The sequence below is a fragment of the uncultured Gimesia sp. genome, assembly GCF_963972345.1.
Taxonomy (GTDB): Bacteria; Planctomycetota; Planctomycetia; order Planctomycetales; family Planctomycetaceae; genus Gimesia.
Map to the genome: position 1 here is coordinate 16,689 of NZ_CAXAVM010000038.1, position 26,683 is coordinate 43,371.

Consider the following 26,683-nt stretch of genomic DNA (forward strand, 5'->3'; position numbering starts at 1 on the left):
GCCTGACTAAAGGCGAATGAGGAACCTCTGGCATGTCAGCCCCTGAGAATAAAAATCGTCTGGATGCCTGGTGCCTTTGTGCTGCGATTCTCGCCTGTTTTGTGATCCAGGTGACAGCGATCCAGGCAGAGGAAACCCGTTTTGGTCTGGAAAAGCGAGTCCCCTGGACGACATCGCGCGTCACAGGGACACCCGATCCGGCGTTGCCTTATGAAACAGAGCGGGCCTTTCCCCAGCTGAAATTCAATCAACCCCTGGCAATTGCGACTGCTCCCGGCGAAAAGCGTTTCTTTGTGGCAGAGCGGAGAGGGAAAATCTTTTCGTTCAACTATGAAGATCAACAGGCTTCCCAGGCAGATCTGTTTTTCGATCTGAAGGTCAAAGAACCGGCGCTGAATGAGATCTATGGCATCACTTTCCATCCCCGTTTTGCCGAGAATCGTTATGTTTATATCTGTTATGTGCTGAAGCCCGGTTTGCCGGAAGGGACACGGGTTTCACGGTTCAAAGTGCTGGACACTGATCCTCCGCGCTGCGATCCCGCTTCGGAAGAGATCCTGATCGAGTGGTTGTCGGGAGGTCACAATGGGGGTTGCCTGCGGTTTGGTCCGGATGGCTATCTTTATATTTCGACGGGAGATGGCGGCCCCGCTTCGCCTCCGGATATTCATAACGCCGGTCAGGATGTCAGCAATCTGCTCTCCTGCATCTTACGAATTGACGTGGATCAAACAGGCAAAGAAAAACCTTATGCGGTTCCCGCCGACAACCCGTTTGTGAATCTGAAAGATGTGCGGCCTGAAATCTGGGCGTTTGGATTTCGCAATCCGTGGAAGATGTGCTTTCATCCTGAGAATGGTGATTTGTGGGTGGGAGATGTGGGCTGGGAACTGTGGGAACTCATCTACCGCGTTGAGAAGGGCGGGAATTATGGCTGGAGTATTCGAGAAGGACGACAGCCGGTCAAACCCGATTTAACACCGGGACCCACGCCGATTCTTCCGCCGACGGTGGCGCATTCGCATCGGGAAGCACGTTCGATTACCGGCGGCTATTTCTATCAGAGTCCGCGACTGAAAGCGCTGCACGATACCTATATCTACGGCGATTACTCTACGGGAAAACTCTGGGGACTGCGATATGCCGACAATCGCATCAATTGGCATGAGGAACTGGCGAATTCTACGCTGAAAGTAACCGCGTTTGCCGTCGATGATTCGGGCGAAGTCTATATTGTCGATATCGAAGGGGGTGGCTTTCACCGCCTGGTGCCGATTAAGAAGTCCGATCACAATCCCGAGTTTCCCACATTGTTGAGCGAGACCGGTCTGTTCCAGGATACGGCCAAACATGAAGTGGCTCCCGGCGTCATCCCCTACAGCATCAATGCGCCTGCCTGGGCCGACTATGCCACTGCACAACGATTTGTGGCTTTGCCCGCTGAGACAAGTATTGATGTGGTCAACAAAAAGATATGGAATTTCCCCAAAGACAGCGTGCTGGTCAAAACAATTTCCATTGAAACCGAACGCGGCAATCCGGCGACCGCTTATAGGCTGGAGACCCAGTTGCTGCATTTTAACGGGGTACGCTGGCTGGGTTATTCCTATCGCTGGAATGAAACGCAGACCGATGCCACGCTGGGACCGGCATCCGGGGATCAGATCAAACTGGAAATCGCGACACCAGAAGAGCCGGAGAAAACGATTGCTTATGAGTGGCCGATTCCCAGCCGGGCCGAGTGTGCGGTCTGTCATACGCCATATCAGAGTTATCTGTCGGTCCTGTCATTTGAAGAACCGCAGTTAAATCGAATTCAGAAGTACGGCGAAACGGTGGATTATCAATTGCGATCACTGGCACATATTAAAGTATTGCCGGAATCGGTCTGGACCGATGCGAAAGGCGCCCGCGCGAATTACCTGGTCGATCCATACGATACGAAAGCGGCAACCAACTCCCGCGCACGTTCGTATCTGCATACCAACTGCCGCCACTGTCATCGTAATAATGGGGGAGGCGGCGCTACCATTGAGCTGGATGCGGGTCTGGACTTTGATGCCATGAAGGCTCTGGGAGTGAAGCCGACTCAGGGAACGTTTGGTATTCATGGAGCGCAGGTGATTGCTCCCAGTGATCCCTATCGTTCGGTGCTCCTGTATCGCATGAGTAAGCTGGGGAAGGGCCGCATGCCTTATTCCGGTTCTACCATCGTTGATACGCGGGGGACGAGACTGATACGCCACTGGATTCAGGACATGGCGGGTATTGCCGGCGATACTACTTTTGAGGTGTCTCGTTTGAGAAACCGCCAGGGGCAACTGTTGTCAGATGCGGTCCAGATTGAAGACCAGGAGTTTGTCAGCCAGAAAATTCAGGAAGTCCTGAACTCCACCAGCGGCGGACTGATCTTGCTCCGCACCCTGGATGAAACGTCGATTTCTGAGCAGATGCGAAAAATGATTATTCAACAGGGGACGGAACATTCCAGCGCACAAATTCGTGATCTGTTCGAACGGTTTCTGCCTGCGGATCAGCGGGTGAAACGACTGGGCGTGAAGATTGATGCCGCCGCGCTGGTTGCATTGCCCGGCGATTCGCGTGAGGGAAAAAAACTGTTTTTTGAAATGGCGGGACTGCAGTGTCGCAATTGTCATCGCGTGCATCAGCATGGAAAAGAACTGGGGCCCGATCTGACTCAAATTGGCAAAAAACTCTCGAAACAGGAATTACTGGAAAATATTATTGAACCTTCCCGGAAGATCGATGAGAAATATTTCACCTGTGTCGTCCAGCTGCGGTCGGGCAAAGTCGTCAGTGGTCTGCTTTTGAATCGAGATGAGACCGTGGTGCGTCTGAAAGACGCGAAAAATGAAGTACTGGAACTTGCGCCGAAAGAAATTGAAAGTCTGACCATGCAGAAAAAATCGATCATGCCCGATCAGTTGCTGCGGGATCTGACCGCTGAACAGGCCGCTCACCTGCTGGCATATCTGGAATCATTAAAATAACTGGCCATGGAATTGGAGTGATCAGGCCGGACAATGCCAAAACACTCTGGTTTTTCGTCTGCGAATCCTTATAATTCCGTTCAGTTGCTCACGAGTTCCCTGCCGAAGCTGCCACAGCTGATTTCCGGATACTTGAACTCTTCCTCCGGTTCAATCCGTTTTTCCTGATCTATTATTCTTTGAGTTAAACAATGGCGATTCAGTTTGATTGTCCTTTTTGCACATCCACATTAAAAGTCCCCGATTCGACCGCGGGAAAGCAGGGGGACTGTCCCCGGTGTGGCACGAAGCTGGTGATCCCCAATCCGTTTGCAGCGGGAACGGCTGCGCCGGCCGCTGATACCGCTCCCGTCACTCCGGTTCCCCCACCAGAGGATGCCCCGACTCCCCCTCCTGCCAGCCAGGCAGCGGAACAGATTCCCGGTGCGCCTCCCGTCGATGTGACAGCTCCTCGACCGCGATCGAGCGTGACGGCTCAGTATCTACGGAAACGTCGTAGATCGAATATGGGAGGAATCATTCTGTTCCTGTTTTTCTTTTCGGCGATGGCAGGCGTTGGCGGATATTTTTACTGGACCTATGGATTACGGCTGGAAGGGAATCTGGTCGCGGCGCGGATCTCGTCTGATGCTGCAAAACTGGAACAGCGGCTCAATCCTGAAAGTGCAGGTGTATCGGAAGAGGTGATTAAAACCGTCAATCAGAATCTGCTGGAAACGCCGCGTCGAGTGCAGAGTGACCTGATGGATATGCTGTTCTACGGTCCCGAAAAAGGCGGTCTGGAAGTCCGGCTGAAACCGGGAACCGATACCCAGCTGGTGCGCGTCGATCTGACAGGTGATCCGGCACTGATGGATTACATCAGCAAAAATGGCGCACAACTGGATCAACCGCGGGTTGCCGAGCTGCAGGCTGCGTTAAAGAATTTTTATACCGACTGGAATGCCATGATTCAGAATCAGGGCGTATTGCCGGACCTGCTGCATTACCGGAATACCGTCGGTCTGAATTCGCTGCTGGGTGGATTAGGTTATCACATGGAAGCACGTGTGAATCATAAAATTTATCCCTGCGTGCATGAGGATTCAAATGGGGGGCTCTATTTCCTGGTGCCGAAAGGAACGCTGCAGTTCAATATCCAGGGACGGGAAATGGAAAATGGCTGGAAGACATTCCCGGGAAAATATGAAGTCCAGGTCACGCAGGAATACCAGTCGCAACCCTGAATTTCGCTTTCATAAAATATCGACCACAACCGAATCGGCAAGCAGACAACCGGCTTTCGTCAGCTTGAGATGAGTGTCTGTCTCTTCCAGCAGGCCGGCTTCGACATTGGTTCTGATGGCAGTTTCTGACAGCTGGTGCAGGTCAAATCCGTAGCGCTCCTGAAACTCACGTCGATTGATTCCCGCGCGGCGTCTTAAGCCGAAGATGATGGCTTCACGTGCGCGTGTCTCCGGTGCCAGTTCTTCCTGATCCACAATGGGTGAATCCCCGGCTTGAACCCGTTTCAACCAGGTGATGACGCTCCGGTGGTTCTGTCGTCGCACGCCGTTCAGGTAACTGGCGGCTCCGGGACCAAATCCATAATAGGGGTAACCGGTCCAGTAGACTTCGTTGTGGCGACATTCATAGCCGGGGCGGGCGAAGTTGGAAATTTCGTAATGCTGCAGGCCCGCCTCATCCAGAAATTCCAATGCGAATTCATACATGTCTCCGGCCAGTTCGTCCTGAGGCAGGTGTAACAGGCCGGCCTGCTCTCGGCTCCAGAACGACGTCCCCTTTTCGATGGTCAGGCCATAAGTCGAAATGTGCGGGATGTTGAGCTGCACCGCATCCCGCAGTGTCTGTTTCCAGCCGTCCAGGCTCTGACCGGGAACGGCGAAGATCAGGTCGAGACTGGTATTGCTGATCCGGGACTGCAGAGACGTCACGATTTCAAAAATCTCATCAGGTTTATGATCGCGTTCCAGAAATGTCAGGATATCAGAGTCGAACGACTGGACTCCCAGGCTGACGCGGTTCACTCCTGACTGTTTGAGGAAATCAATTTTTTCCGGTGTCAGATTCAGCGGGTTGGCTTCGATACTGAATTCGTAATCGTCGGCCAGTTGAAAATGGGAAAAGATGATTTCGAACAGTCGAGTCAGCTGATCGATACTGAGGTGGGTCGGCGTACCGCCGCCCAGAAAAAGCGTCGACAGTTCAATTCCCTCTCCCAGTTCAGACGTCTGTTTCGCCATTGCCTCCAGGTACGCTTCGATCAGATGATCTTTTTGTGCGACGAGCGTGAAGTCACAGTAGCCGCACCGATGTTGACAGAAGGGGACATGAAAATAAGCAGAGCGGGGATGTTTCGGGGTTAACACAATCAGAAATCCGCTGGCTGTGTCAGCATGTTTCCGGGAGTGATTCAGCGTCTCTTAAGCTGATTGGGAGAGAACTTCGCTGAACGGGGCATCACTGAAGCTCAAGGCAGCCAGAATATGAGCCAGTGTGAGGATCGCATCACAGGTGGGGACGGCATCCCTGAACCAATGATATCCGGATTGCCCTCCTGCGTAAACGGCCTGCTGCTGCATCATCTGAAAATAGCCGTCCGCCAGCGTGTCGGCATGGGGTTGAATGTTCCAGCCTGCCGGACAATCGCCCAGTTGTTCCAGCGCCGCCTGATCGAGCAGGAAGTTGCGGGATGACTGTTCCCGTGACAGGGACTGCATCAGAAACCGGGAGACTTTTGTGTTTGACAGGAGAGTTCCGGTTTCCGCGAAAAAAGCACAGCGACGACTGTCATCATCAATGATCAGGCCCAGGTCAGCGGAATCAGTCTGCAGCTCTTTCTGCATTTTCTGCACATCCCTGTCCTGTGAATTGAGCAGATCCCGTTTCTGATGGGGAATCTCGACCCAGGAGAGTTCGCAGGGCAGTTTATCGAAGAGCGCATTTAAGGTTTCTCTGACCAGTCTCAGTGAGCAGGCAATTTTGATTTTGAGTGGTCGCAGGGCATGAAAGTGTTTCTGAAACTGCGCCCGGTAGGCTTCCATGGGATGAAAAGTTCGCTGCGATCCCGGTTGTCGGGAGGCACGACCGAAGCCCCGCTGCGTGATCTGTTCAATTCTTTCCAACCCCCGTCCTGCTGAGACTGGTTGCGAATGTTCCAGCAGAAAGTCGAGTCCCGTATAAGCGGGGCCCGACTGCGCGCCGGTCACCATGATCGCACCATGTGCCTGCAGGTGATTTGTTGCGAACGAGAGTATCGAAGGGACGGTCAGTCCCAGGTCGATGACCCGACAGCCATTTCTGCGGAGGGCACTGGCGACACCGGTAATGATGTCTGGTGAGGAGGGGCGTTCATCAAAACCGATGACCACACTCGGTCCCCGGCTTTGCTCCTGGTTTCCTTTTGGTGCAACGTCTGCTGTTGCGGGTTGACTGTGTGGAACCTTTTTTTGCGGCGCCACTCCCTGCAGGGGGATCGCTTCCCAGAGGAGCGTGGAAAAAGCACCGGCGAAGTGGGCGGCCTGAGTCCGGTTGATCTGGTTCAGATAGACGCCTCGCACCCCTTCCCGGGTAAACGGTTTTTGTGTCGAGGCGCGGCTGTGTTGTGTCTGCTTTAATCGCTCGATCAGTTCCGGGGACAGATTTCCGGTATGTGCATGATGCGGGCACTCGCGGCACTTCGGATAAAAGGCTGCCAGTCGGGACAGGTGGATGGCTTTGGAAATCGGATAATTTTCGCCCGGACACTGAAAAAAAACTTCCGCTGATTTCAGCAGCGCCGGCTGTTGCAGTAGAGGCAGCGGGGGCAGGATCCCGGCTTTGATCTCGGTCAGAGGTCCAAATTGTGATTCGGTATCTGCAGAAATGAGATCAGGCTCCATGGGGATTTACAGTTTTTACGGGATCGGGGGGGCGGCGTCTCTCGAAATCGATACACAAATCGATTGTAATGAGAGACAACCGAGGGCCCCGAATATTCAAGATATCTCTCAATTGCGGGAGCCAATGTACGTCATCCCACTGATTTTGGTCAATAAGAGTTATTTATGAGCCAGCACGTTACCGATTTTCTGCTGAATCCTGCTGCCAGTGAATTGGGGCCGGTGGTTGTCCTGCATGGCGATGATCGCTATATGAAGCAGGAAGCGATCAAAGCGCTCGAACCACTTGTTCTGGGTGAAGAAGAGGACACCAGTATCACCCGCTTCGACGGTAAACGGCTCGAAAAAGAGCTGCCCCCCTCGACGCTGTTTGATGAACTGAAAACCGTCTCCATGTGGGGGGATAAACGTCTGGTCATTGTCGATGATGCCGAGAAATTCGTCAGTGCCTTTCGTGGTAAACTCGAGAAATACCTGGAGTCTCCTGCGAAAAGCTCCTTTCTGATTCTGGATGTCAAAAGCTGGAGTAAATCGACGCGTCTGGCCAAGCTGGTTGCGAAAATCGGTCTCGATCTGGAATGTAAAGAGCTCAAGGGGGGCGCGTTAGCCAAATGGATTTGTGATACAGCCGGGCAAATGCATCAGAAGCAGATTTCACGGGAAGCCGCGGCTTTGCTGGTGGAACTGGTGGGCACGCATTGTGGACAGATTCATCAGGAACTGGAAAAACTGTCAACTTTTGTGGGAGATCAGCCCCGCATCAGCCCTGATGATATACGTGCGGTCGTGGGGGGCTGGAAAGCAGAAACGACCTGGGCGATGACGGATGCCGTCCGCGATGGGAATATCGGGGATGCCTTGCATTATCTGGATAACCTGCTGGTCGCAGGTGAAGCGCCCCAGAAAATCCTGGGTGGGCTGAACTTTGTCTGGCGGAAATACTTTAAGGCCACCCAGCAGGCGGTGCGGGGAACCCCTTTAAAACAGGCGATAAAGCAGGCAGGGGTGTTTCCCCGCGACATCGAATCGACGGAACGCTATCTGAGACGAATCACCAGAAAGCGAGCCGAAAAAATCAGTCACTGGCTGCTGGAAACCGATCTGAATCTGAAAGGTAAAAGTCGGTTAACGCCTCGTCTGGAGCTGGAGCAATTGTTGTTTCTGCTGAGCGGCTGCTCCTGAATTTATTGTAAATAACTTTCGATTCTTCACTTAAAGCGTGCACGTATCTTCATAAACTTCCTTTCAAAATTATCCGATTCTCGTAGAAATGAATCTTGCCATGGATTTCGGGGAGGGGTATAAATCAGTGTTGATAAGGTTTTTACGAAACCCATTGACGCTGTTTGAACCTTGCAGCGATTGCTAATGTTTCGTGCACTATTGGGATCTCAGGCGCACATTGAGGTGAAGCATGTCGTCCGAACTCTTGGATCCAGGTGAAGTCGCAAGCATTTATGAGGAAGCCCCTCTGGAAGCTGAGCGACACAAATGGATCGAAAGCCAAAAGAATGGCTGTGATCTGGGCAAGCTTGCCATCTCTGACTGGTATGCAAATCACTGGTACTATTTTTGCATCGGAAAGAAGATGGAGCATCTGTTAGGAAACAGGTGCTGGCAGGAATTCAATGACACCCGTTTCGGGTTTTTGAAGTCACTGCAACTTGAACATGATCTGTTGGCAGACCGGATTCTCGATCGGATTTTCTGGCTGCGAATGGAGAATCTGGATATCATTATCTGGGCTCGCGAGTGGAGTTTACCGCTCGACCGTGTGCTGGAAATTCTCGAACTGATCGATATCAATTCCGCACGCCTCGAACCCGTTTTATCCTGATTCAGTTTGTGTTTCATGGATGAACCTGCTCCACCTGAAAATGCATCAAGCGAACAATCACGGGTGGCTGCCGTAGAGAATACGCGCAAGCTCTTCTCCGGCCTGCGGGTGGTCAGTCTGCTGACTTTGCTGAGTCGCATTCTGGGAATGGTCCGCGACATCGGCATGGCGACACTCTTCGGCAACGGGCCGATCATGGACTCGTTTTCGGTCGCGTTCAAGTTACCGAACCTGGCACGTAGACTGCTCGGTGAAGGGGCGCTGTCTACCGCTTTTCTGCCCACTTTTATTCGCGAGCTGGAAAATCAGGGTCGTGCCTCGGCGTGGAAACTGGTGACCGCCGTCCTGTTCTGGTTGATGCTCTTTTCCCTGTTAATCGTGGGGGTTGGCGAAATCTTGCTGATCTATCTGAGCAGTCTGGAGTCTGCCAGTTCCGAAGCACGTCTGCTGTACTGGCTCACCGGGCTGCTGTTGCCTTATCTGATCCTGGTCTGTATGGCAGCGCAGGTGAATGCGACCCTGCACGCTTTGAATCACTTTTCGATTCCCGCTGTACTACCTGCGATACTGAACCTGTTCTGGATGGCGGGGATCTGGTTGGTTGCTCCTTTTTTTCCGGAAGCTTCTGACAAGATAACCATCATCTGTCTGGCGATTCTGGCCGGCGGAGTTCTGCAGTTGATCCTGCCCTGCCTGAAATTATTTTCGCTCGGATATCGTCCCCGAATGGACTGGCAGGGTGGATTGACACAAATACAGACGATTGCGGCCAGCATGGCTCCCATTGTCGTGGGGCTGTCCATTACCCAGTTCAATACCCTGATTGACAGTGTACTGGCCTGGGGACTGGCGCGGCCAGAAGCTGTTGTCGGTGCAGGGGAAGTATCTGCCTGGGAAATCTTTGAATCAGGGACCGCATCGGCGCTCTATTTTGGTCAGCGGATGTATCAGTTTCCATTAGGAGTGTTTGGAGTCGCGCTGGGGACAGTGCTCTATCCCCGTCTCTCCCGACACGCAGAACGCCAGGATGGAGACCTGCTGAGACAGGATCTGCTGCTGGGCTTGCAACTGGTGATTGGCGTGGGGTTACCGGCCAGCCTGGGACTGTGTCTGATGGCGGACCCATTATCATCACTGCTGTTTCAGTACGGAGATTTTGACGTCTTCGATGCACGGCAGACAGCAGAAATGATTCGCTATTATGGCGTGGGGGTCGTTGCATTTATGGCGGTGCTGATTCTGAATCGAGGCTTTTACGCCGTCGGCGATACCCGGACTCCTGTGAGGATCGGTGTGGTGATTGTCATCTGCAATCTGCTGCTCAACCTGGCATTGATCTGGTGGATGAAAGGTAAAGGACTGGCGTTGGCGACCTCACTGGCGGCGATGATTCAGTCTGCTCTCAGCCTGTGGCTGATTCGGGAAAAAACGGGAGCACTGGATCTGAGGAAGTTAGCCAGTACGACATTGCGGGCGGGCTTCGCCACTCTGGTGATGTCGGTGCTGATCTACCTGGAGTTGCAGCTGCTTCCTGTATTCGATCAGTTTCAGTATCGACTGCTGCGCGTGCTGGTCCCACTGGTTTCCGCTGTTCTGGTCTACTTATACCTGGCACATGTGCTGGGACTGACTGAAATCATGACCCTGATGAAATCGGGTAAACAGACACCGGAGAAAACAGAGTAAGCTGTGTACAGCTTTACTGTCGCGTCTCCAAGGCTGTCTGGGCCGGGTATAACAGATCGAGAGAGACTATGGTTGTATGTGATGCGCTCTCGAATCTGCTGAATACTATCAAAGCAGACAGGCCCTGCAGATTCTCTGCAGGGCCTGTAAAGCGTATCTCGTGAATGTTCAACACAGTTTAGAATTCACCGATCACTTCACCACCGCTGCGGGTGCTGAGTGCCCGGTAGGTATTCAGATCGATGTTTTCGCTGAGCGAGCGAACCGATCCATCCATCAGCAGGGCATGCACGATCCCTGTGTGGTAGCTGCGTGCCGTGACGGCAGCATACGTCGGCCCCGAGCAACTTTGTGCTTCCCGGCAGGAAGTGTAGTCACCCGCATCCAGGGCGCCCGTGGCTCCTGGTACAACGACTTTGGTATTGGGGGGCAGGGTACTGGTAAAACCGGTCTGGTGCACGCGGCCATCGACCCATTCGGTATGACCGCTGTTGCCTTTGTTGGAACCTCCGCCGGCGATTAAGGCTTCGACTCCCCCGGCAGTGCTGGGAATGGAAGAGGTGCCTGAATCGCCATCCCGGTTATAAGCGGTAAAGGCTTTGACTTCTGCAAAGCAGAGTGTGTTGGTGGTTCCGTCCGTAAAGTCCCGTGGCCGGGTTTTGCTGTTGGGATAGAACGAACCGTCTCCACCGCTCAAGCTGGAGTTGGTGAAAACACGCCAGGTGCCTCCGTTGTAACCGTAGCTGACAGGATAGTGTTCGGGAGCGCCGCCAGCGTCGGTACGGATTTTGTCATTCACTTCACTGGGACACTGGAAGAACGGGACCCGGGTATAAGCGATACTGGGGTCACTCTGATTCGAGTAGTTGTTTGAGAAATCAATATTGTTGAACAGGTTGGCTCCATCACCATAAGGCAGAATCCGGGCATGGATGGACCATTGACCGCCGGGGGTATAGCCGCTGCTCCCGTCGGGGCTCACAGAGAACGCCGGGGGGAAAGCAGTGAAGGCGGAGAGGTAATTGTGTAACGCGAGTCCGATTTGCTTGAGGTTGTTTTTGCATTGACTGCGGCGGGCCGCTTCGCGAGCCTGTTGGACAGCAGGCAGTAATAATGCAATCAGGATGGCGATGATGGCGATCACCACCAGGAGTTCAATCAGTGTGAATCCTCGTTTGATCCGAACCTGGCTTTGGCGGGAGTTTGAGTGTTGCCCCATTTCTCTTCTTTCTGGTGAAAAGGATAGTGGCAACGTGCTCCCGGGCATGGGTGAATGCATGCAACGTACTTTCAGAGTCCGACAGGTATCTGAAAAAAGCCGTCTTGCCGATATTTCAGTAAAATATACGAGACCAGATGTCAGCTCTTTGTTGACACTGAGTCTCAGGTTCATTATGGTATCGCTCAGTCGGACGAGTTACAAGTATCAACCGACTCGATTTTTCGCATTTTTCTTGTGAAAAATCAGGGGAGCGAAGGTGTTCCATCTGCATCATGCTCCTCACTACGGAAATAAATTTAGAGCATTTCAATTAGCAGCAGTGAAATTCACGGTTGCTTGGGGCGTATTGACATGCGATTTTTGAAATCTCTTAATTTTTGGTATCTACAAAACCATGAGCGAACAAGAAAACACGGAACGCCCGTCTCCAGCACCTGCACCCCAAAAAGAAATTCCAGCCGAGGTCATCGGCTCGGATACGATCCTGCAAGGCAGGTCGGAAGTACTCATCCAGCATGGGGAAACGACCTACCGTCTGAGAATTACTCAGAACGGGAAGCTGATTCTCTGCAAATAGCCCAACAGGGGACCGCGACAGAGAATTGAGCAGGGAGCAGCAGATCGGTCTGACGGCTCGTGTTAATTAGAAAACGCGAGCTGCAGACTGTCCAGGATATCCTGTTCCAGAGCAGGGTCGCGCCCCCGGGGAATCCAGCCTACCGGGTTGCTGTGCTCCTGAACCAGGTTCAGGTCTCGACGCAAACTCAGATCCTGCTGAAAGGTTGCTCCGCCCGGCGCTGTGGATACCTGTGTGTTCACGTCTTCAATTTCTTTGAAGGCTTCGACACCCAGCAGGTAGCCTCCCTCAATGGGTGTCACGCTGATAAAAACGCGTCGGCGGATCGATTGCAGACTGCTTTCCAGACGATTATCAAAACCGACTGAATCGCCATGCCAGGGTTCCAGGAAGTTGGAACCGACCTTGTATTCGGTTTCAATTCGACCATCCAGTCGGTTTTCACGGGCGATGGCGAATTTATAGTTATGGATCGTATCCACGACTCGTTCCCAGACCACATCCTGGTTGGTTCCCGTGATCTGTATCGGATTACTGACCGTCACAGGCGCAGGCTGACTCCCGCCTGAGACACAGCTTGTGAACAGGATGCATAACATCAGGAATTTGATAAGGTTACAAGTCATTTACGGATGCCGTCAGCCAGACTGCATGGGGATCTTTATGTAATCGACAGGCACACTGAGTGAAGACACTCAGCAGTCAACTCTGAGGGGACGGGGAAAGGATTTGTCTCGAGGTTTCCTCAAACAGCTGCCAAGTTTCCCAGATTACAAAATCTGAGGCAAGATCACTTTGAAAATCCATTTGTAATGTTTGTTCAATAACTTCTGCAGGCTACTCTCTGCATTGAATTCTGTTTAGACTGTGTCCAGTTTTACTGTCACGTCTCCCGGTCCATCGGGGCCGGGTATCATCGATTGAGAGACGTTATAGTTCGACGTAATCCGCTCCGGCAGCGCTGATTGAAGTGATTGTCTTTAAACGTTTTAACCTCAATACAGGTAAGCACCATGGAATACTTTGCAGACGTCCCGAAAATTGAGTACGAAGGTCCCCAAAGCAAAAATCCACTCGCCTTCAAGCATTATTGTCCCGAAGAGGAAATTGAAGGCCAGACGATGCGGGATCTGTTTCGCTTCAGCATCTGTTACTGGCATACCTTCCGGGGAACCGGCAGCGATCCCTTTGGAGCCGGCACATTGCAGCGTCCCTGGGATGATGGCTCCCAGTCCGTCGAAAACGCGTTGAAGCGGGTGGATGTGGCCTTTGAATTCTTTGAAAAGCTGCAGGCTCCTTATTACTGCTTCCATGACAAAGATGTCTCTCCCGATGGTGCCACCCTGAAAGAAGCCAATGAGAACTTTGATCGCATCGCCGACAAGCTGCTGGAAGCCCAGGAACGAACGGGCATCAAGCTGTTATGGGGGACTGCGAACATGTTCTCCCATCCGCGTTTCCTGCATGGTGCTGCTACCAGTCCGAACGCAGACGTCTTCGCATACGCGGCCGCCCAGGTTAAAAAAGCGATGGAAGTGACACATAAGCTGGGCGGAGAAAATTATGTATTCTGGGGTGGTCGCGAAGGCTATATGAATCTCTTCAACACGGACATGAAACGGGAACTCGATCATTTAGCCCGCTTCATGCACATGGCGGTTGAGCATGCTCAGAAGATCGGCTTCAAAGGTCAGTTTCTGTTCGAACCCAAACCCAAAGAGCCGACCAAGCATCAGTACGATTTCGATGCCGCCGCCTGCCTGAACTTCCTGCGGTCTTATGATCTGCTGGATCATGTCAAACTGAATATCGAAACCAATCATGCGACACTGGCCGGTCATACCATGATGCACGAACTGGTTTACTCTTCCATTCAGGGCGCGTTGGGCAGTATCGATGCGAATACCGGCGACCTGCTGCTGGGCTGGGATACTGATCAGTTCCCGACCGACATTTATCTGACCACCCAGTGTATGCTGGCGATACTGGACCAGGGGGGGCTGGCGCCAGGGGGAGTCAACTTCGATGCCAAGGTCCGTCGCGAAAGCTTTGAGCCGATTGATCTGTTCTATGCCCACGTCGGCGGCATGGATGCGTTTGCCCGGGGCGCGGAGATTGCCGCCCGCATTCGTAAAGATGGCGTCCTCTCCGATTTCGTTGCAAAACGTTATGCCAGCTATGATGACGGCATCGGGAAACAGATCGAAGAGGGAAGCGTCTCCTTTGCTGATCTGGAAACCTACATGCTGGAAAAAGGGGATTCCGCCGCGAACACAAGTGGCCGTCAGGAATGGATCGAAAATGTGATCAACGATTACATTTAATACTGCTGCGACCAGTCAGGAATGAAATCGGATGGCCTCCTGTGTTTCTGTAATACAGGGGGCCATCTGCGTTCGGTTTGCAAGATCTGAAAATTTCAAAATAGTCACGCCACACTGTCCTCTGTGAAGTATGCTTGAAATGGTGTTCTCCCGCGTTCAGCGTTACATCGGTTGGAGGTGCTGCGGAAAGTCTGCACGTCAATCAGGGGAGTTCCCGTTGTCAAAAGATCACTGGTTGCTGTTTGAGATTTGAGGTGTACGATGCTGGAAACAATTCAGGATACCTGGCGTGAGTATTCCACTTTTTATATCAGCTATTTGAACAAACGATGGGATAATATTTCTCCGATGGAATACGGAGTGGTACTGGTCACCATCGCTGTGATTGGCTGGCTGCTGATGCGAAGTGGTGCCAAAAAAGCCTGAACGTCCCCTGGTTTCACTTGGAGCGGATGTCCGACTGACGCTGATTTCTACGCCCCTGCAGCAGAAAAATTCTTCCCCGTAGATTCCTCTTGCTCCCCTCACGAAAATCATTATGATCCCCTTCCTGCTGTGGGAGACCTGTTCTCCGGCGGATCACGGGACCGGCTGTTTTTTTCTCTTTTTTGAAAAACGAAGCAAACAGGCAGGCCTGTGAATGCCGATGAATTTTACAACCTGCTTCAGGCAGTGATAATTTTAGTTTCAATACCCGTGTCATCGTGAATTTTTTGTTTTGATTTAATTCACCCATCGACGAGTGTATTGACGATGCATACAATGAAATCAGTATTCTGTCGTATCAAATTCCGTCGGAGGATCCTAAACCTTAGCATGGACCGGAATCATTAGTGGTGAGTGCCAGGCACTACCCGATTCACCGTCCTTCTTGCAGCGACCCCACCGTCGCAATGTTATGACAGTTATACGATGAAAGTCGTGACCTCCCTGAGGCGCGGCTTTTTTTTTGTGCGCGGAGTTGAATCAACTCGTCGGTCATCCAGGCGGAACGTCGGCGATCAATTTGGAATAATGTGGTTTCATTTCTTGCTGAGGGCCTGTTTACGTGTCACAATTAAGTATATTTTGAATCGCTCGCCACACCCCGGATCCTGATGCTGTTGCATGAATATCTCGAAAACCTCACTGGGCAGATCTTTTTCTCATTCGATTCTGAAATCGTTTTCACGATCCCGGCTGTTCTCCAAGGGGAGCATGTGGATCTGGCCGATTGTCGGCACGATCCTGTTGCTGATCCTGGGATTTATGGTTCGCACGGTTGTGGAAGAATCCGCCAGGCAGACGGTCGCAAATATTCTGCAGACAATTCTGGATGCCGATGTGGCGGCCCTGGAGATCTGGCTGGAGCGGGAAGAGTCCCTCGCGGAAGTAATGGCGGAAGAACCGCGGGTGCAGAAACTGACCGCGGAACTCGTAGCCTTGAATCAACAGAAAGCCGACGACCGCGAGGCATTACTGCAGTCAAAGACGCTCGTGGAACTCCGAGAGGAATTTGAATCGGAACTCGAACATCTGAACTACCTGGATATCGGATTGATCAGTCTGCAAGGCAGAATACTGGCGTCTTCACGAGATGAACCGATCGGTCGCGGCGATTTACCGATTCAGAAATCGGCGCTGGAAGCAGTACGTCAGGGAAAAGCCACCGTGACGCGACCTTTTGAAAGTGTCTTCGTCCGCAAAGATGCAACAGGAGAACTCAAAGCCGGCCTGCCGACGATGATGGCGCTGGCGCCGGTGAAAGATGCCGACGGGAAACCGATCGCTGCACTCTCACTGCTGATTCGACCTGAAGTCAATTTCACGCGAATTCTATCTGTCGCCCGCGCCGGAAGTTCCGGGGAAACGTATGCGTTCGATAAAGAGGGAGCAATGCTGTCCCAGAGTCGTTTCGACGACGACTTGAAAATGATTGGTCTGATACCCGATCGCGCCGACGCCCAATCGATTCTCAATGTGCAGATCCGTGACCCGCAGGTGAATATGACGGAGGGCAAGCGACCCGAATTAAGACTGGCCGAGCGACCGCTGACCCGCATGGCGGCCTCGGCTGTGCAGGGAGAAGCGGGTATCGACGCAAACGGCTATCGTGATTATCGAGGCGTGCCTGTGGTTGGTGCCTGGGTCTGGCTGCCTGAATATGAATTCGGCGTCGCGACCGAGATGGACGTCGCCGAGGCATTTCGACCGCTGTACCTGTTGCGGTACAGTTTCTGGGGGCTGTTCGCGTTGCTGGCGATGGGGGCGATTGTGATTTTTATCTTCACGATTATCGTGGCCCGCAAAGAACAGGAAACCCGCCGCGCCGTGATCAAGGCCAAACAGCTGGGACAGTATGCCCTGGAAGAAAAGCTGGGAGAAGGGGGGATGGGCGTTGTCTATCGCGGGCAGCATGCCATGCTCAGACGGCCGACGGCAATCAAGCTGCTGAGTATTGAGAAGACCACCAACGAAGCGGTGGCCCGTTTTGAACGCGAAGTGCAGCTCACCAGCCAGTTGAACCATCCGAATACGATCGCCATCTATGACTACGGCCGCACGCCCGAGGGGGTGTTCTATTATGCGATGGAACTGCTGGATGGCATCAACCTCGATGATCTGGTCAAACGGTATGGCGCTCTCCCGGAAAGCCGCGCCATCCATCTGCTGAAACAGATCGCCGGTTCGCTGGCAGAAGCGCATCAGCTGGGAGTCATCCACCGCGATGTGAAACCGGCGAATATCTTTCTGACGCATCGTGGCGGCGTTTACGACTTTATCAAGCTGCTCGATTTCGGACTGGTCAAAGCCGTCGATGGCCGGGAACAGGCTTCCTTGACGTCCACCAATTCGATGGCGGGTACGCCGATGTATCTCTCTCCGGAAGGCATCAATCATCCCGACGCCGTTGATGGCCGCAGCGATCTGTACGCCTTCGGAGCAGTCGCCTACTACCTGCTGACAGGGACGACGGTATTTGACGGGGAGTCCGTTATCGAGATCTGCATGAAACACGTGCAGGAACAGCCGCAAAGTCTCTCGGAACGCCTGGGCAAACCGGTCTCAGCCGACCTGGAACAGATCGTGATGCAGTGCCTCGCGAAGGACCCGGCACAACGACCGCAGACCGCCGGCGAAGTGATTCTGGAACTCTCAAAATGTGACAGCGATGGCCAGTGGTCGATCCTGGATGCCAGCCAGTGGTGGGAGCAAAAGATGCCAGGCCAGGCCAGTCAGGGGCAGGCGACGCAGATTCAATCCGGCATTCAAGCCAAAACATCATCCAGCTCCGTCGCGGATGCGACACTGATTATGAATCTGTCGCAGGACGAGTAACAGCGTTACGCAAGAGGTATGTAAAACCGGTTTGAATGATTCAAAGTAAATCATGTGTTTGACAGAGTCGTCTGTTTGAGGGAATCGTTTGCTCATAGGAAAACGCTCAGTGTGATATACTGAGGGTAAACGCTTTCTAACTTCTTTTTAAAAGCCCAAGCCAGTCGCCTGGAACTTTTATACAGTCTGATAAATTACGTCATGTTTTATAATCTTGCCATTCTTGTCTACACAGCCTCAATTATATTTGATGCATTTACATTGACCAATTCCGCGAATGAGGAACAATCCATTGAAGGATATACCTGTCTCGTTTTGACCATGTTCGGTCTGTTTGGATTCTATGCATATTGCTGGGCAAATGTGTTGTTTTTAATGTGGGTTTGTGAAGCAAGAAATACAAAACGAAAAAAACATTGTCTAGTTATCTCCACGGCTGCAATCTTATGTGCATTTTCATTTTTATTTGAAACTAAATTTCCATTAGATGAAGCTGGTATCAATTATGGAACCATTCAGTCATATGGTTTAGGGTTTTATCTATGGTGTGCAGCGCCCGTTCTGGGACTGATTCATTCTCTGACTTTGAAAGATGATATAAGTCAGAACGCATCAGAATCTACCTGATACTTCTACTTCTCTCGACTTTGAAAATGGGAATTGATAAACAAGCCTAGACATCATCCAGATCCGCCGCGGATGCAACGTTGATTGTGAATCTGTCGCAGGACGAGTAACAGCGTTACGCAAGAGTTCTGCGGGTAAGCTGATGGGAATCACTTCCAGGAAAAAAGCGACGTGCCGCGAGTGGATCAAGGGGGACGTTACTCCCGTACGCCGGCGTTACGGAGGATGTTGATCATGTTGTCGCGGTGCATTTCGCGGGCGTGGTCTAATAATGTCTGTCCGTTCTGGTCCTTGAAATTCGGGTCGAGACCGCGGTGCAGCAATGCTTTGAGTTTCGCTTCGTCATCTTGATTGATGGCCTGGATGGCTTCCTGCCGTTGGTGGCGGATCGTGTCGGGGGAATGCTGATACAAATACGTCACGCCATAAGCGGCGGCATTCACGATGATCAGAACCAGCAGCCCTCCCAGCAGGCGGCTATACAGCGAGCGGCGGGATTTTTGTTCCAGCTCTTCCAGCGTGCCCCGGATCAGACGGTTGGGCTGGGTGCTGCCGGATGCAGGCAGCAGGCCCTGTTGCAATTCATTATATTTGCCAATCACACAAACCGGTTCGCCGACGTCAATCCGCTTTTCCGTCATTTTGGGAAGTGAGGAATACGAAAAGGCCAGGTCGTCTGCTGCGAAGTCTTCATCAACGGTATCGTCTTCCTGCTCAGCCATATCTTCGGATTCCCGTGTTTCATCCTGATAGAAAGTCTGGTCGGGATAGCCTTCCTGGTATCGTGATGGTTCTTCAGCGTCGGTATCCTGATGCGCTTCTGCGTTCTGTTTCTGCTGCAACAACTGCTCGAACAGATCGCGTGTGAAAAGTTCTTCGGGTTGAACATTACGCAACTGCATGTTTTTCTGTACCAGGCCATCGTCGTCCGACCAGAGTTCGCCAAACACACTGAAGATCGTCACCATTTTCAGGCCTGTCCGATTTTCAAATTCGGTCTTTGTCAGAAACTCAAATCCGTTTCGGGCGGCATCGAAGCCGTGGCAGACTTCATCGGGAATGTCCTCCAGGATCGGAAAGCCCAGCAGTCGCACCTCTCCCTGCGGTGTATGAATCGCAGAGGGGGTCATCAGGAATCCGGCATAGTCGGAAGGGGTGGGATTTTCACCCGACTGTGATCTGTTTTGACTGCCCGGACGCCCGATATCATATTCACAGATCACACATTCCCGGCCGCTGAAGGGGGCAATCAACGGTTGATCGACGGGGTGAATGGTTCCACCGACGGCGATCAGCCTGCCATCCTCAAGCCTGATACCGTTTCGGGACGCGGTTGCCAGCGACCAGTCTCGCAGCGCAGTGCGGGCATTCATAATGGAACCCAGGCACAGCGTCGTGATCAGGCCGACGCAGACCGCGCCAATGATGCTTCCCGGCGGATCATAGATTTGATCGAACCAGTACCAGTAACCCCCGGCCACAGCGAGCCAGAAAAACAACGCGAACAGACAGCCGCGCAACATGGTGATTCCAGTATGTCAAATTTGAAAGCAGGGATCGACGCCGATCGGTAAATCTGCATCAAATCCTATCAGGTTCTATTGAGAACTCAAGCAGGTAGAACAGTCAATTGAAACGAGTGAACCGCAGGGGAGCGGACAGTGGTATTCGTTTTTCCTGCAAAAATCATTGGAAAGCGGTTTTTTCTGTAAGTCATCCTCTTTTCAGGTTACTAATACTGGTGGAAAGGGGTGTAAGTTTAATGAACGACGCGCAAAAGTCGCTGTTTCTGAACTGGCTGGACGAGCATGGCGCGGCTGTCATGCAGGTCGCACGCGCCTACACCCTTAATTCCGAAGAGACCCAGGACCTGGCGCAGGAAATACTGCTGCAGGCCTGGAAATCGCTGCCGAATTTTGAGCAGAAGTCGAGTGCCGCCACATGGTTTTATCGCGTGGCATTACAGACGGCGATGAACTGGCAACGTAAAGAGAAACCGCGGCGGATTATTCAAAAGCCTCTGCTGGAAGTTCACACCGTGGTGACGGAAGGAGTGAACTCTGCCGAAGCGGCGCAGCAGCGGGATACCGTGGAGCAGCTATACCGCGCGATTCGACAGTTACCCCAGGCAGATGCCGCGCTGGTGCTGCTCTACCTGGATGAACTGAGTTATCGCGAGATGGCCGACGTTTTGGGGATCTCGGAAAGTAATGTGGGTGTGAAACTGAACCGGGCGAAACAACGACTGAATGAACTGATGAAAGGGGAATCCGATGGCTCCTGATGAATTTCAACAAGCCTGGCAGGCACAGGCATCTCAAACGCGCGTGACCATCGATGCAGACCTGCTGCGCCAGGAAGTGCACCGCGATCAGCAGAGTTTCCGCACGATGATATTGTATCGCGATTACGGGGAAGTCGGAGTCGCGCTGCTGCTGATTCCCGTCTGGTTCATTCTGGGAGCCGTGACCAGTTCCCCCTGGACGTGGTACCTGACCGTGCCGGTGTTGATCTGGATGGCGGGGTTCATGCTCGTGTATCGCCGACGTCATCGACAGGAACCGGGTGAACCGGATGAGCCACTGCTGCAGTGCGTGCAGCGTTCGATCACTGAGGTGGATGATCAGATCTGGCTGCTGCGGAATGTGTTCTGGTGGTACCTGCTGCCGCCCAGTGTTTCGATTCTCATCTTCTTTGCGCATGTGTCGTGGTTGTCGCGTGGGGGAGGCTGGCTATATGCGCTCATTTTCTTCGTGCTGCTTGCCGGCTTTTTAATTGCCGTTTATATCTGGATCTATTTGTTGAATCAGCGGGCCGTCCGTCTGCAACTGATCCCGAAACGCGAAGAGCTGCTAACGCTGCAGGCCAGTCTGCAGGAGGAAGGCACCGGGGAAGGGACACAGAATCAGATCGCCCTGCCAGGTCTGCCTTTTTCAAAACAGGGGCTCCCCGCGTCATGTCATTCACCGGCACGAATCATTCTCGGCCTGGTTGCTTTTTTCGTCATTATGCTGCTGGTGGTATTCCTGGTAGAAACGGCCCGGAATTCCGCGAGAAACGAACCGCATCCCGAGAAATCTCCCTTCGCTGCGGTGCGCTGGCAGGATTCTCAGCCGGAAGTCAAGCTGGATGAAACGTGGTATCAGCTCGTATCGCTGGACGGATTGTCTGCCTCAGAGATCGTGACATTCAGCAAACAGACCTACGACGACAAATGGCAGAAACGTTTCGAAGAAGACCTCGTCGAACTCCTGACCCGCATGGGGCACCCGCCCGCAGACCAGGTAACGCTGGTCGTGCAGTCGCTGTCATCATCAGAGAGACAGACCCGGAAAGGCGTCCCCATGACGTATGAAAATCGCCGGGAGATCCGCAACGCCGCGCGAGAGCGGGAGGAGGGGAAGCCGTGAGGTTGGGTTGGCTGCGTTTCACGAACAATGTAAAACGCAAAAAAGATTGTTCGTGGTCGTTCTGGATGGGTATCATGAATAGATCCGGTTTGGATCAGGACATGCCGGGTGGCAGAGTTGGCTTGCCCAACAGTGTATGTATTCCAGCCGCGTTTCACAGCTTGAACCAATCGATGGGAGATCAGATGTTTAAGAAACATTCTATTTCGAGAATTGGAAACAGCTTACTTCTAGTGTTCGTGTCACTCATCTTGCTGTTGAATTTGAATGAGCTCAGATCGAATGCGTTCAAAATCCCTGACTCTTTACCTGAAGACATGCTGGGGTCGAGCTATCTGCCTGAGGATGATTCTAAAAGGATTACCAGCCTGCCTAAAGATCAAAGAATGCTCTATACCGAAAAACCCTATTTCTTGCCTGGGGGGCTCAGTGACTGGGAGCGATTACGTCATTTAGAAGAACACAAGATCGAGTCTATCCGGATCCTGATACCTGAGTGTGCTGATGTGACGATCAAAGATCCGAAAGACTGTCAAAAGTTTTCTATTGCACTCCAACCCAGGTATATTTTACGAAAAGTCGCTTCTGACGTGGGAAGAAGCCACGGAGGTTATGGTGCAGGGGCTTCATTAGGTGTGATGAAAGTGCGCTATCAAGGTGTTAAGAAACCGCTCATCATCGGTATCGCACAAATTGGTTTTTATCTGGATGTCTGGCATGGAAATAACAGGCAGGAATTTTATTCCAAAGCCCTGTCTGTGGCCGTGGATCACGCCATAAAAAAATATTCCGACTATCAGATTCCCAAAGAACACCTTGCCAGGCAGTCCGGGATTGATTTCCTGACGCTTCCCGATGAGTTGAAGGACCTGTAGTTGAAATAGAGAAGGGCAGGGCTCATTGTTAGAGAGACCTGTACGCTTAATAGCCGCACCAGGAGAGACTGCGATGAGTAGAAAACGGTTTGATGCAGTCTGTCTGACTTAGCTTCTGAACTTCTGAATGGAATCAGTTAATTCGGTGCACTTAACTCTTTTCCGTCATTCCTAGAATGAGGGTATTATACTTCTTCAGTCTCAACGTGCCAGCTCATAGGTTCATCACCTGGTGCATGGGGATTTGATGTTGTTGTTGTGAAGATAGTCCCGCCAGGTGTATCGCAGTGAGTACCGCTGACAACATCGTCATCAAATCCCATGATTTCGCACATCGCGACGAAGTTTGCTTGCTTTTTTGCGTCCACTTTTAGCGAGTCAATATAATTGTTGAAGTGTTCGTGTATCTCCCGTACGAGGGCTGCAGGATTGATGTGGATTTCTCCACGGCAGAGGTGAATGCCCGGTTTAAAGTCGCGAGATAGATGGCAACCCATCTTAGGCATACCACCGTGGTACATCCCGCAACGCACAATTTTGTAGATCTTTCTGATTGCATCGTCAGTCCACTGCTGTCCAGGATAAACGTCTTTGAAGCCGCGTTTGAAGAAGTCCCAACTAAAGCTTCTGAAAGTGCCGTTATTCTCCTCTCTAGCGCTTTCCTCGCCATCAATGAACTGCTGAATCATTTCGAAGTACGCAGATGCAATAGAAAGGATCACGAACCCGGATTGCTTGAACGGAGTCTCATCATCCTTATCTTCAAAGTGCCGGCCTAAACATTCAGCAAGTCCAATCTGGCGAGTCTCGACATAGAATCGAAATCTTCTAATCTTTTCATCAATATTCAGTGGCATACGTAGTCTCGATTACTATTAATGTGCCTCGAGTAATATATTTTCAAAAGGTCTGTAGTCATAACCAATGAATTCGTAGTTGCTAGTACTCGAATGACCTGCACGCCGGGAGTTGATCGTGGCTTCAAAATCTGCTGGCCACTAATTTTCCCTATCATGTGATAGTTGTGCCTCGTATCAATTTACTGTTTCAATGTTGCCGACATGATTCCTCACCATCCATTGGGTTAGATTTTCTTTGATTATTGCTGGGTTAATCATCGTTGACGTGATTATGATTGCTGAATCACCGATTATTGGTTCATCTGGATCGAGTCCGCACGGAATCATATTCCTGTTTAACGCGTCCAGAATTGATTGAGCAAACCGCTTGCTACAAATTATTTCGCAGCATCCGTCACTACGAACCCCATTGTATTTCACGATGTTGGAGGCTTCGAATATTTGGTCAAGATTTTGAGTCATGTTTATCTTCCATACGATTGCAGTGTGTAAATGATGTTAAGTGAGATTCGGTGTTCAGAGAAACAAAGGTGTCAGGAGTCAATATTAGCCATATCGTTTTTTGGTTACTGGAATCTTTGTTTGTTCACATTGCTTGTCATAAAGTTGATCCTGAACCTCAGCACAGAATTGATATTATTTACCCCTTCAGAGATTCAATGAAAGCCATCCTTGCAGCTTGTGCCGGCGTAGGACCAGCAAGCCCAGGTGACTCTTTGATAGAACCTTCCTGCTCTGTATACGATCGCTTGGCTTCTTCAATCGCAACGGATATTTTTTGATCGATAGTATCGATATCTTCGAACACGAGATCCAACTCATGCGGTGGCAATGCCATTGGTCACTCCTTTAAAATTTTACTGTTTTAAATATTCTGCTAAAACGGTCTTATTCCATTGATGGGTCTAATTCACCAGCTGGAATTCCTAATGCGTCAGCTAATTTTTGAATTGTTATATCTGTCGCTGCATGCTTGCCTTGTTCTAGGCGGCTAACGTGACTTTGTGGCATCTTAGCCGCATTGGCCAGTTCCTGCTGTGTCCAGTTTCGGATTTTACGTGCAGCTTTTATCCTAACCCCAACTTTTTTTCGGTATGATTCCACCCTTCTAGCTGTTTCAGGGTCAACTATCGAATCGAGTTCTTGGCTACTCACCCAGTCACACTTACAAAAGATTGAATAGACGATCTCGACTAACGCATCTATTATTTCATTTTGTTCATCTGGGTCTGTGGAGTCCCTGTGCAAATTCCACAGTTCAGCAATTCTTATAGCCTTGGTTTCAGGGAGTTTTTTTAACTCCAGGGTAAGTGATTCAATATCGGGCCTTATTTCATTCTTTATCATATTCATCGGAGTCCTCAATCTCCTTCCTTGCCTGCTGTTTAGAGAGACGTCCTCTCAGATTCCCTTCTCTTTTTCGTTATCGAAAATCAGCTGCTCCAGCGCTGATTCTTCTAAATATTCTTCTAATCTATTTTCAACGGTTAAAACTATATGTCTGGGTATCTGATTTTCTTCCTCCTTTTTGTAAACTTTTAGTACAACGATTTCGTTACGGTCTAATAGATGGGCAAAATAAATACGAAGATTGATTTTACCCAGCAAACCACCTTTAAGTTTTAGAGCATAAAAACTACCAACTTTTTGAATACGAAGATCATGCAGTTCCCGTTGGTCACCAAAGTGCTTCAAGCGATCAACTAAATCAAGCAAATGCTTTCTCTTCCCCCTATTCTTCAGTTTTTTGGTTGCTTCTTTAATTGCAAAAGGATGCAACTTAACCACCAGCCCGTCTGCCCCATCAGACTCACCGGTTTCATCACCCTCACTTTGCCCCTCAGCGTTTTGCGCCATAACTTCACCTCCGTGAATAAGCGACTCATTTCAGATTGTCATCAGATAACTGTCTCAGCATTTCCCTATCGGAATGAATTATATAACAATATGCAACAATATGCAACGGCATATTGCTTTAGATTGCATATTATGGTTAAATTTCTCTACTACAAAAAATCTGTCTCAAAATAGGGTTTTCTGGTCCCAGGGGTTTCGGGTCTGTTTCCACAAGTGTTCAAAAAATGTTATCTGAACCGTTATTGCTGTCGTTTACCGTAAGATACTTCTGATTGACAGCAGTTTTATTTAGCTCACTATTAACCACAGCAAACGCCGTGCGGCTGATGTTGCTTGCTGTCCGTGATCGGTTTTCAGTAGTGTGGGATTACTCTGATCGTTTTCTACTCGTCGGGTTGTGCCGAGAAAGTGGGGAGATTCAATTCTTGTACGAACGCGGCAGCTGTGACCTCCTGCTCGCTGCGCTCGGTCCGGATAACATCCGGACTTACCCTTTTTTGCTTTGGTGTGGTTTTGTGTTTTTTGTGGTCGAAGATTCTGATGGGGGGGCCTCATCTGTTCCCATTGTATGCGATACCGGGTTGAACCTCGCCAGGCGGGCTGACACATGGGACAGCCCCTACGGCAAGGCAGGTCGGGTATGTGGCACTGAAGTGTGTGTTTGCCCTGACGGTTTCCTGTTGTCTGCGACAACCTCGAATTGGATTGGGGCTATCCGATTCTTTCTCGGGCGATTAAAAAGGTGTCAGGAACCTTAAATTTAAGGTTCCTGACACCTTTTTAATCCTATGATGAATATCGATCACACAATTCAAATCATTCAGTGGTTCAGGATTTTCATCTGCGGGGGTTGGGGCACTTCTTTTATGATGCTTTGTGAAACGGGTAAGGAAGCCGTGATCACCTTCACCGTTGGGCAAGCCAACGGTGCCACCCACCGTGTGAATGTGGGGAGCATGGTGCCGAATGTGTATGGGAATCCTGATGCTGGAATGAATGCGATAGCTGTGACTTCCTGCTCGCTGTGCTCGGTCCGGATTTTATTCGGACTCAACCTGTTTTTCTGAGTGGGGATGGTTGTTTAAAGCACTGTCGGGCAAGCCGACAGATGGCACCCGGACGGGGGAGAGGACATTGAAAACTTGTTATTTTTGTGGGGTTCATTCTGGTGTTCGATCTGTGGAACTGGGGTTCGTTG

The 26,683-nt window shown here is 51.2% G+C and carries 23 protein-coding genes; 14 read left to right on the plus strand and 9 right to left on the minus strand.

All coding sequences use genetic code 11. From position 1 onward, the window contains the following. Positions 1 to 32: 32 nt before the first annotated feature. Both AACZ40_RS09020 and AACZ40_RS09025 read left to right on the plus strand, forming a co-directional pair. Positions 33 to 3,011, plus strand: coding sequence for a PQQ-dependent sugar dehydrogenase (locus AACZ40_RS09020; RefSeq protein WP_339674124.1), 2,979 nt, complete (start codon positions 33 to 35; stop codon positions 3,009 to 3,011). 191 nt (positions 3,012 to 3,202) lie between these two features. Continuing rightward, positions 3,203 to 4,237, plus strand: a complete 1,035-nt coding sequence (locus AACZ40_RS09025; protein WP_291177838.1) for a hypothetical protein — start codon at positions 3,203 to 3,205, stop codon at positions 4,235 to 4,237. A 9-nt stretch (positions 4,238 to 4,246) separates the two neighbouring features. On the opposite strand, the gene hemW is transcribed toward AACZ40_RS09025, so the two are convergent. Then, a complete protein-coding gene (gene hemW, locus AACZ40_RS09030) occupies positions 4,247 to 5,380 on the minus strand; it encodes a radical SAM family heme chaperone HemW (protein WP_339674128.1) in 1,134 nt (377 codons plus the stop codon). Between the two features lie 54 nt (positions 5,381 to 5,434). After that, positions 5,435 to 6,892, minus strand: a complete 1,458-nt coding sequence (locus AACZ40_RS09035) for a hypothetical protein (protein ID WP_291177832.1) — start codon at positions 6,890 to 6,892, stop codon at positions 5,435 to 5,437. A 165-nt stretch (positions 6,893 to 7,057) separates the two neighbouring features. Between AACZ40_RS09035 and holA the strand changes: the two genes are divergently transcribed. The 3 genes from holA to murJ all read left to right on the plus strand — a co-directional run bounded on the left by holA (position 7,058) and on the right by murJ (position 10,415). Further along, positions 7,058 to 8,074, plus strand: a complete 1,017-nt coding sequence (gene holA, locus AACZ40_RS09040) for a DNA polymerase III subunit delta (protein WP_291177830.1) — start codon at positions 7,058 to 7,060, stop codon at positions 8,072 to 8,074. 232 nt (positions 8,075 to 8,306) lie between these two features. After that, entirely contained in the window at positions 8,307 to 8,729 is a 423-nt protein-coding gene (locus AACZ40_RS09045; RefSeq protein WP_291177829.1) for a hypothetical protein, read from the plus strand. A gap of 15 nt (positions 8,730 to 8,744) precedes the next feature. Beyond that, positions 8,745 to 10,415: a murein biosynthesis integral membrane protein MurJ gene (gene murJ, locus AACZ40_RS09050; protein ID WP_291177827.1), complete on the plus strand. Its 1,671-nt coding sequence runs from the start codon at positions 8,745 to 8,747 to the stop codon at positions 10,413 to 10,415. A gap of 178 nt (positions 10,416 to 10,593) precedes the next feature. Here the strand turns inward: murJ and AACZ40_RS09055 are convergent, their stop codons facing one another. Continuing rightward, complete coding sequence (locus AACZ40_RS09055) at positions 10,594 to 11,634, minus strand: DUF1559 domain-containing protein (protein WP_291177825.1); 1,041 nt, start codon at positions 11,632 to 11,634, stop codon at positions 10,594 to 10,596. Positions 11,635 to 12,031: 397 nt separating this feature from the next. On the opposite strand from AACZ40_RS09055, the gene AACZ40_RS09060 reads away from it, so the two are divergent. After that, positions 12,032 to 12,214 carry a hemin uptake protein HemP gene (locus AACZ40_RS09060; RefSeq protein WP_291177823.1) on the plus strand — a complete coding sequence of 61 codons (183 nt, stop codon included), beginning with the start codon at positions 12,032 to 12,034 and terminating at the stop codon, positions 12,212 to 12,214. A 62-nt stretch (positions 12,215 to 12,276) separates the two neighbouring features. On the opposite strand, the gene AACZ40_RS09065 is transcribed toward AACZ40_RS09060, so the two are convergent. Then, entirely contained in the window at positions 12,277 to 12,759 is a 483-nt protein-coding gene (locus AACZ40_RS09065) for a hypothetical protein (protein WP_339674135.1), read from the minus strand. A gap of 468 nt (positions 12,760 to 13,227) precedes the next feature. Here AACZ40_RS09065 and xylA point away from each other — a divergent pair, with 468 nt between their 5' ends. The 4 genes from xylA to AACZ40_RS09085 all read left to right on the plus strand — a co-directional run bounded on the left by xylA (position 13,228) and on the right by AACZ40_RS09085 (position 18,483). Further along, on the plus strand, positions 13,228 to 14,538 hold the full coding sequence (gene xylA, locus AACZ40_RS09070; RefSeq protein WP_291177818.1) for a xylose isomerase: 1,311 nt from the start codon (positions 13,228 to 13,230) through the stop codon (positions 14,536 to 14,538). Between the two features lie 261 nt (positions 14,539 to 14,799). Beyond that, the gene (locus AACZ40_RS09075; protein WP_291177815.1) at positions 14,800 to 14,964 is read left to right on the plus strand and encodes a hypothetical protein; all 165 of its coding nucleotides are present in this window, start codon (positions 14,800 to 14,802) and stop codon (positions 14,962 to 14,964) included. Positions 14,965 to 15,645: 681 nt separating this feature from the next. Beyond that, a complete protein-coding gene (locus AACZ40_RS09080; protein ID WP_291177813.1) occupies positions 15,646 to 17,856 on the plus strand; it encodes a serine/threonine protein kinase in 2,211 nt (736 codons plus the stop codon). 201 nt (positions 17,857 to 18,057) lie between these two features. Beyond that, positions 18,058 to 18,483, plus strand: a complete 426-nt coding sequence (locus tag AACZ40_RS09085; RefSeq protein ID WP_291177811.1) for a hypothetical protein — start codon at positions 18,058 to 18,060, stop codon at positions 18,481 to 18,483. A gap of 197 nt (positions 18,484 to 18,680) precedes the next feature. Here AACZ40_RS09085 and AACZ40_RS09090 read toward each other — a convergent pair whose 3' ends face one another. Beyond that, the gene (locus AACZ40_RS09090; RefSeq protein WP_291177808.1) at positions 18,681 to 20,006 is read right to left on the minus strand and encodes a hypothetical protein; all 1,326 of its coding nucleotides are present in this window, start codon (positions 20,004 to 20,006) and stop codon (positions 18,681 to 18,683) included. A 239-nt stretch (positions 20,007 to 20,245) separates the two neighbouring features. Between AACZ40_RS09090 and AACZ40_RS09095 the strand changes: the two genes are divergently transcribed. The 3 genes from AACZ40_RS09095 (at position 20,246) to AACZ40_RS09105 (ending at position 22,768) form a co-directional block, all read left to right on the plus strand. Next, complete coding sequence (locus tag AACZ40_RS09095) at positions 20,246 to 20,767, plus strand: RNA polymerase sigma factor (protein WP_291177805.1); 522 nt, start codon at positions 20,246 to 20,248, stop codon at positions 20,765 to 20,767. Beyond that, positions 20,757 to 21,893: a hypothetical protein gene (locus AACZ40_RS09100; RefSeq protein ID WP_291177803.1), complete on the plus strand. Its 1,137-nt coding sequence runs from the start codon at positions 20,757 to 20,759 to the stop codon at positions 21,891 to 21,893. Before AACZ40_RS09095 ends, AACZ40_RS09100 begins: the two co-directional genes overlap by 11 nt. A 74-nt stretch (positions 21,894 to 21,967) precedes the next feature. Beyond that, positions 21,968 to 22,768, plus strand: coding sequence for a hypothetical protein (locus AACZ40_RS09105; protein WP_291177800.1), 801 nt, complete (start codon positions 21,968 to 21,970; stop codon positions 22,766 to 22,768). 185 nt (positions 22,769 to 22,953) lie between these two features. On the opposite strand, the gene AACZ40_RS09110 is transcribed toward AACZ40_RS09105, so the two are convergent. From AACZ40_RS09110 to AACZ40_RS09125, 4 genes are all read right to left on the minus strand, one after another. Further along, on the minus strand, positions 22,954 to 23,625 hold the full coding sequence (locus tag AACZ40_RS09110; protein WP_291177797.1) for a hypothetical protein: 672 nt from the start codon (positions 23,623 to 23,625) through the stop codon (positions 22,954 to 22,956). Between the two features lie 643 nt (positions 23,626 to 24,268). Continuing rightward, positions 24,269 to 24,466: a hypothetical protein gene (locus AACZ40_RS09115; protein WP_291177791.1), complete on the minus strand. Its 198-nt coding sequence runs from the start codon at positions 24,464 to 24,466 to the stop codon at positions 24,269 to 24,271. A gap of 50 nt (positions 24,467 to 24,516) precedes the next feature. Beyond that, complete coding sequence (locus AACZ40_RS09120; RefSeq protein WP_291177788.1) at positions 24,517 to 24,981, minus strand: helix-turn-helix transcriptional regulator; 465 nt, start codon at positions 24,979 to 24,981, stop codon at positions 24,517 to 24,519. A 48-nt stretch (positions 24,982 to 25,029) separates the two neighbouring features. Continuing rightward, positions 25,030 to 25,485, minus strand: a complete 456-nt coding sequence (locus AACZ40_RS09125; RefSeq protein WP_291177787.1) for a hypothetical protein — start codon at positions 25,483 to 25,485, stop codon at positions 25,030 to 25,032. A gap of 788 nt (positions 25,486 to 26,273) precedes the next feature. On the opposite strand from AACZ40_RS09125, the gene AACZ40_RS09130 reads away from it, so the two are divergent. Continuing rightward, positions 26,274 to 26,552 (plus strand): hypothetical protein, encoded by a 279-nt coding sequence (locus tag AACZ40_RS09130; protein ID WP_291177784.1) that lies wholly within the window; start codon positions 26,274 to 26,276, stop codon positions 26,550 to 26,552. Positions 26,553 to 26,683: the final 131 nt, after the last annotated feature.

Excerpts from the sequence above, each read along its gene's own strand:
- murJ (WP_291177827.1), top strand. The coding sequence starts at position 8,745 with ATGGATGAACCTGCTCCACCTGAAAATGCATCAAGCGAACAATCACGG.
- holA (WP_291177830.1), top strand. The coding sequence starts at position 7,058 with ATGAGCCAGCACGTTACCGATTTTCTGCTGAATCCTGCTGCCAGTGAA.
- AACZ40_RS09080 (WP_291177813.1), top strand. The coding sequence starts at position 15,646 with ATGAATATCTCGAAAACCTCACTGGGCAGATCTTTTTCTCATTCGATT.
- AACZ40_RS09110 (WP_291177797.1), bottom strand. The coding sequence starts at position 23,625 with ATGCCACTGAATATTGATGAAAAGATTAGAAGATTTCGATTCTATGTC.
- AACZ40_RS09095 (WP_291177805.1), top strand. The coding sequence starts at position 20,246 with ATGAACGACGCGCAAAAGTCGCTGTTTCTGAACTGGCTGGACGAGCAT.
- AACZ40_RS09115 (WP_291177791.1), bottom strand. The coding sequence starts at position 24,466 with ATGGCATTGCCACCGCATGAGTTGGATCTCGTGTTCGAAGATATCGAT.
- AACZ40_RS09130 (WP_291177784.1), top strand. The coding sequence starts at position 26,274 with ATGATGAATATCGATCACACAATTCAAATCATTCAGTGGTTCAGGATT.
- AACZ40_RS09125 (WP_291177787.1), bottom strand. The coding sequence starts at position 25,485 with ATGGCGCAAAACGCTGAGGGGCAAAGTGAGGGTGATGAAACCGGTGAG.
- AACZ40_RS09075 (WP_291177815.1), top strand. The coding sequence starts at position 14,800 with ATGCTGGAAACAATTCAGGATACCTGGCGTGAGTATTCCACTTTTTAT.
- AACZ40_RS09035 (WP_291177832.1), bottom strand. The coding sequence starts at position 6,892 with ATGGAGCCTGATCTCATTTCTGCAGATACCGAATCACAATTTGGACCT.
- AACZ40_RS09060 (WP_291177823.1), top strand. The coding sequence starts at position 12,032 with ATGAGCGAACAAGAAAACACGGAACGCCCGTCTCCAGCACCTGCACCC.
- AACZ40_RS09025 (WP_291177838.1), top strand. The coding sequence starts at position 3,203 with ATGGCGATTCAGTTTGATTGTCCTTTTTGCACATCCACATTAAAAGTC.
- AACZ40_RS09120 (WP_291177788.1), bottom strand. The coding sequence starts at position 24,981 with ATGAATATGATAAAGAATGAAATAAGGCCCGATATTGAATCACTTACC.
- AACZ40_RS09055 (WP_291177825.1), bottom strand. The coding sequence starts at position 11,634 with ATGGGGCAACACTCAAACTCCCGCCAAAGCCAGGTTCGGATCAAACGA.
- AACZ40_RS09020 (WP_339674124.1), top strand. The coding sequence starts at position 33 with ATGTCAGCCCCTGAGAATAAAAATCGTCTGGATGCCTGGTGCCTTTGT.
- AACZ40_RS09090 (WP_291177808.1), bottom strand. The coding sequence starts at position 20,006 with ATGTTGCGCGGCTGTCTGTTCGCGTTGTTTTTCTGGCTCGCTGTGGCC.
- AACZ40_RS09100 (WP_291177803.1), top strand. The coding sequence starts at position 20,757 with ATGGCTCCTGATGAATTTCAACAAGCCTGGCAGGCACAGGCATCTCAA.
- xylA (WP_291177818.1), top strand. The coding sequence starts at position 13,228 with ATGGAATACTTTGCAGACGTCCCGAAAATTGAGTACGAAGGTCCCCAA.
- AACZ40_RS09105 (WP_291177800.1), top strand. The coding sequence starts at position 21,968 with ATGAATAGATCCGGTTTGGATCAGGACATGCCGGGTGGCAGAGTTGGC.
- AACZ40_RS09085 (WP_291177811.1), top strand. The coding sequence starts at position 18,058 with ATGTTTTATAATCTTGCCATTCTTGTCTACACAGCCTCAATTATATTT.
- AACZ40_RS09045 (WP_291177829.1), top strand. The coding sequence starts at position 8,307 with ATGTCGTCCGAACTCTTGGATCCAGGTGAAGTCGCAAGCATTTATGAG.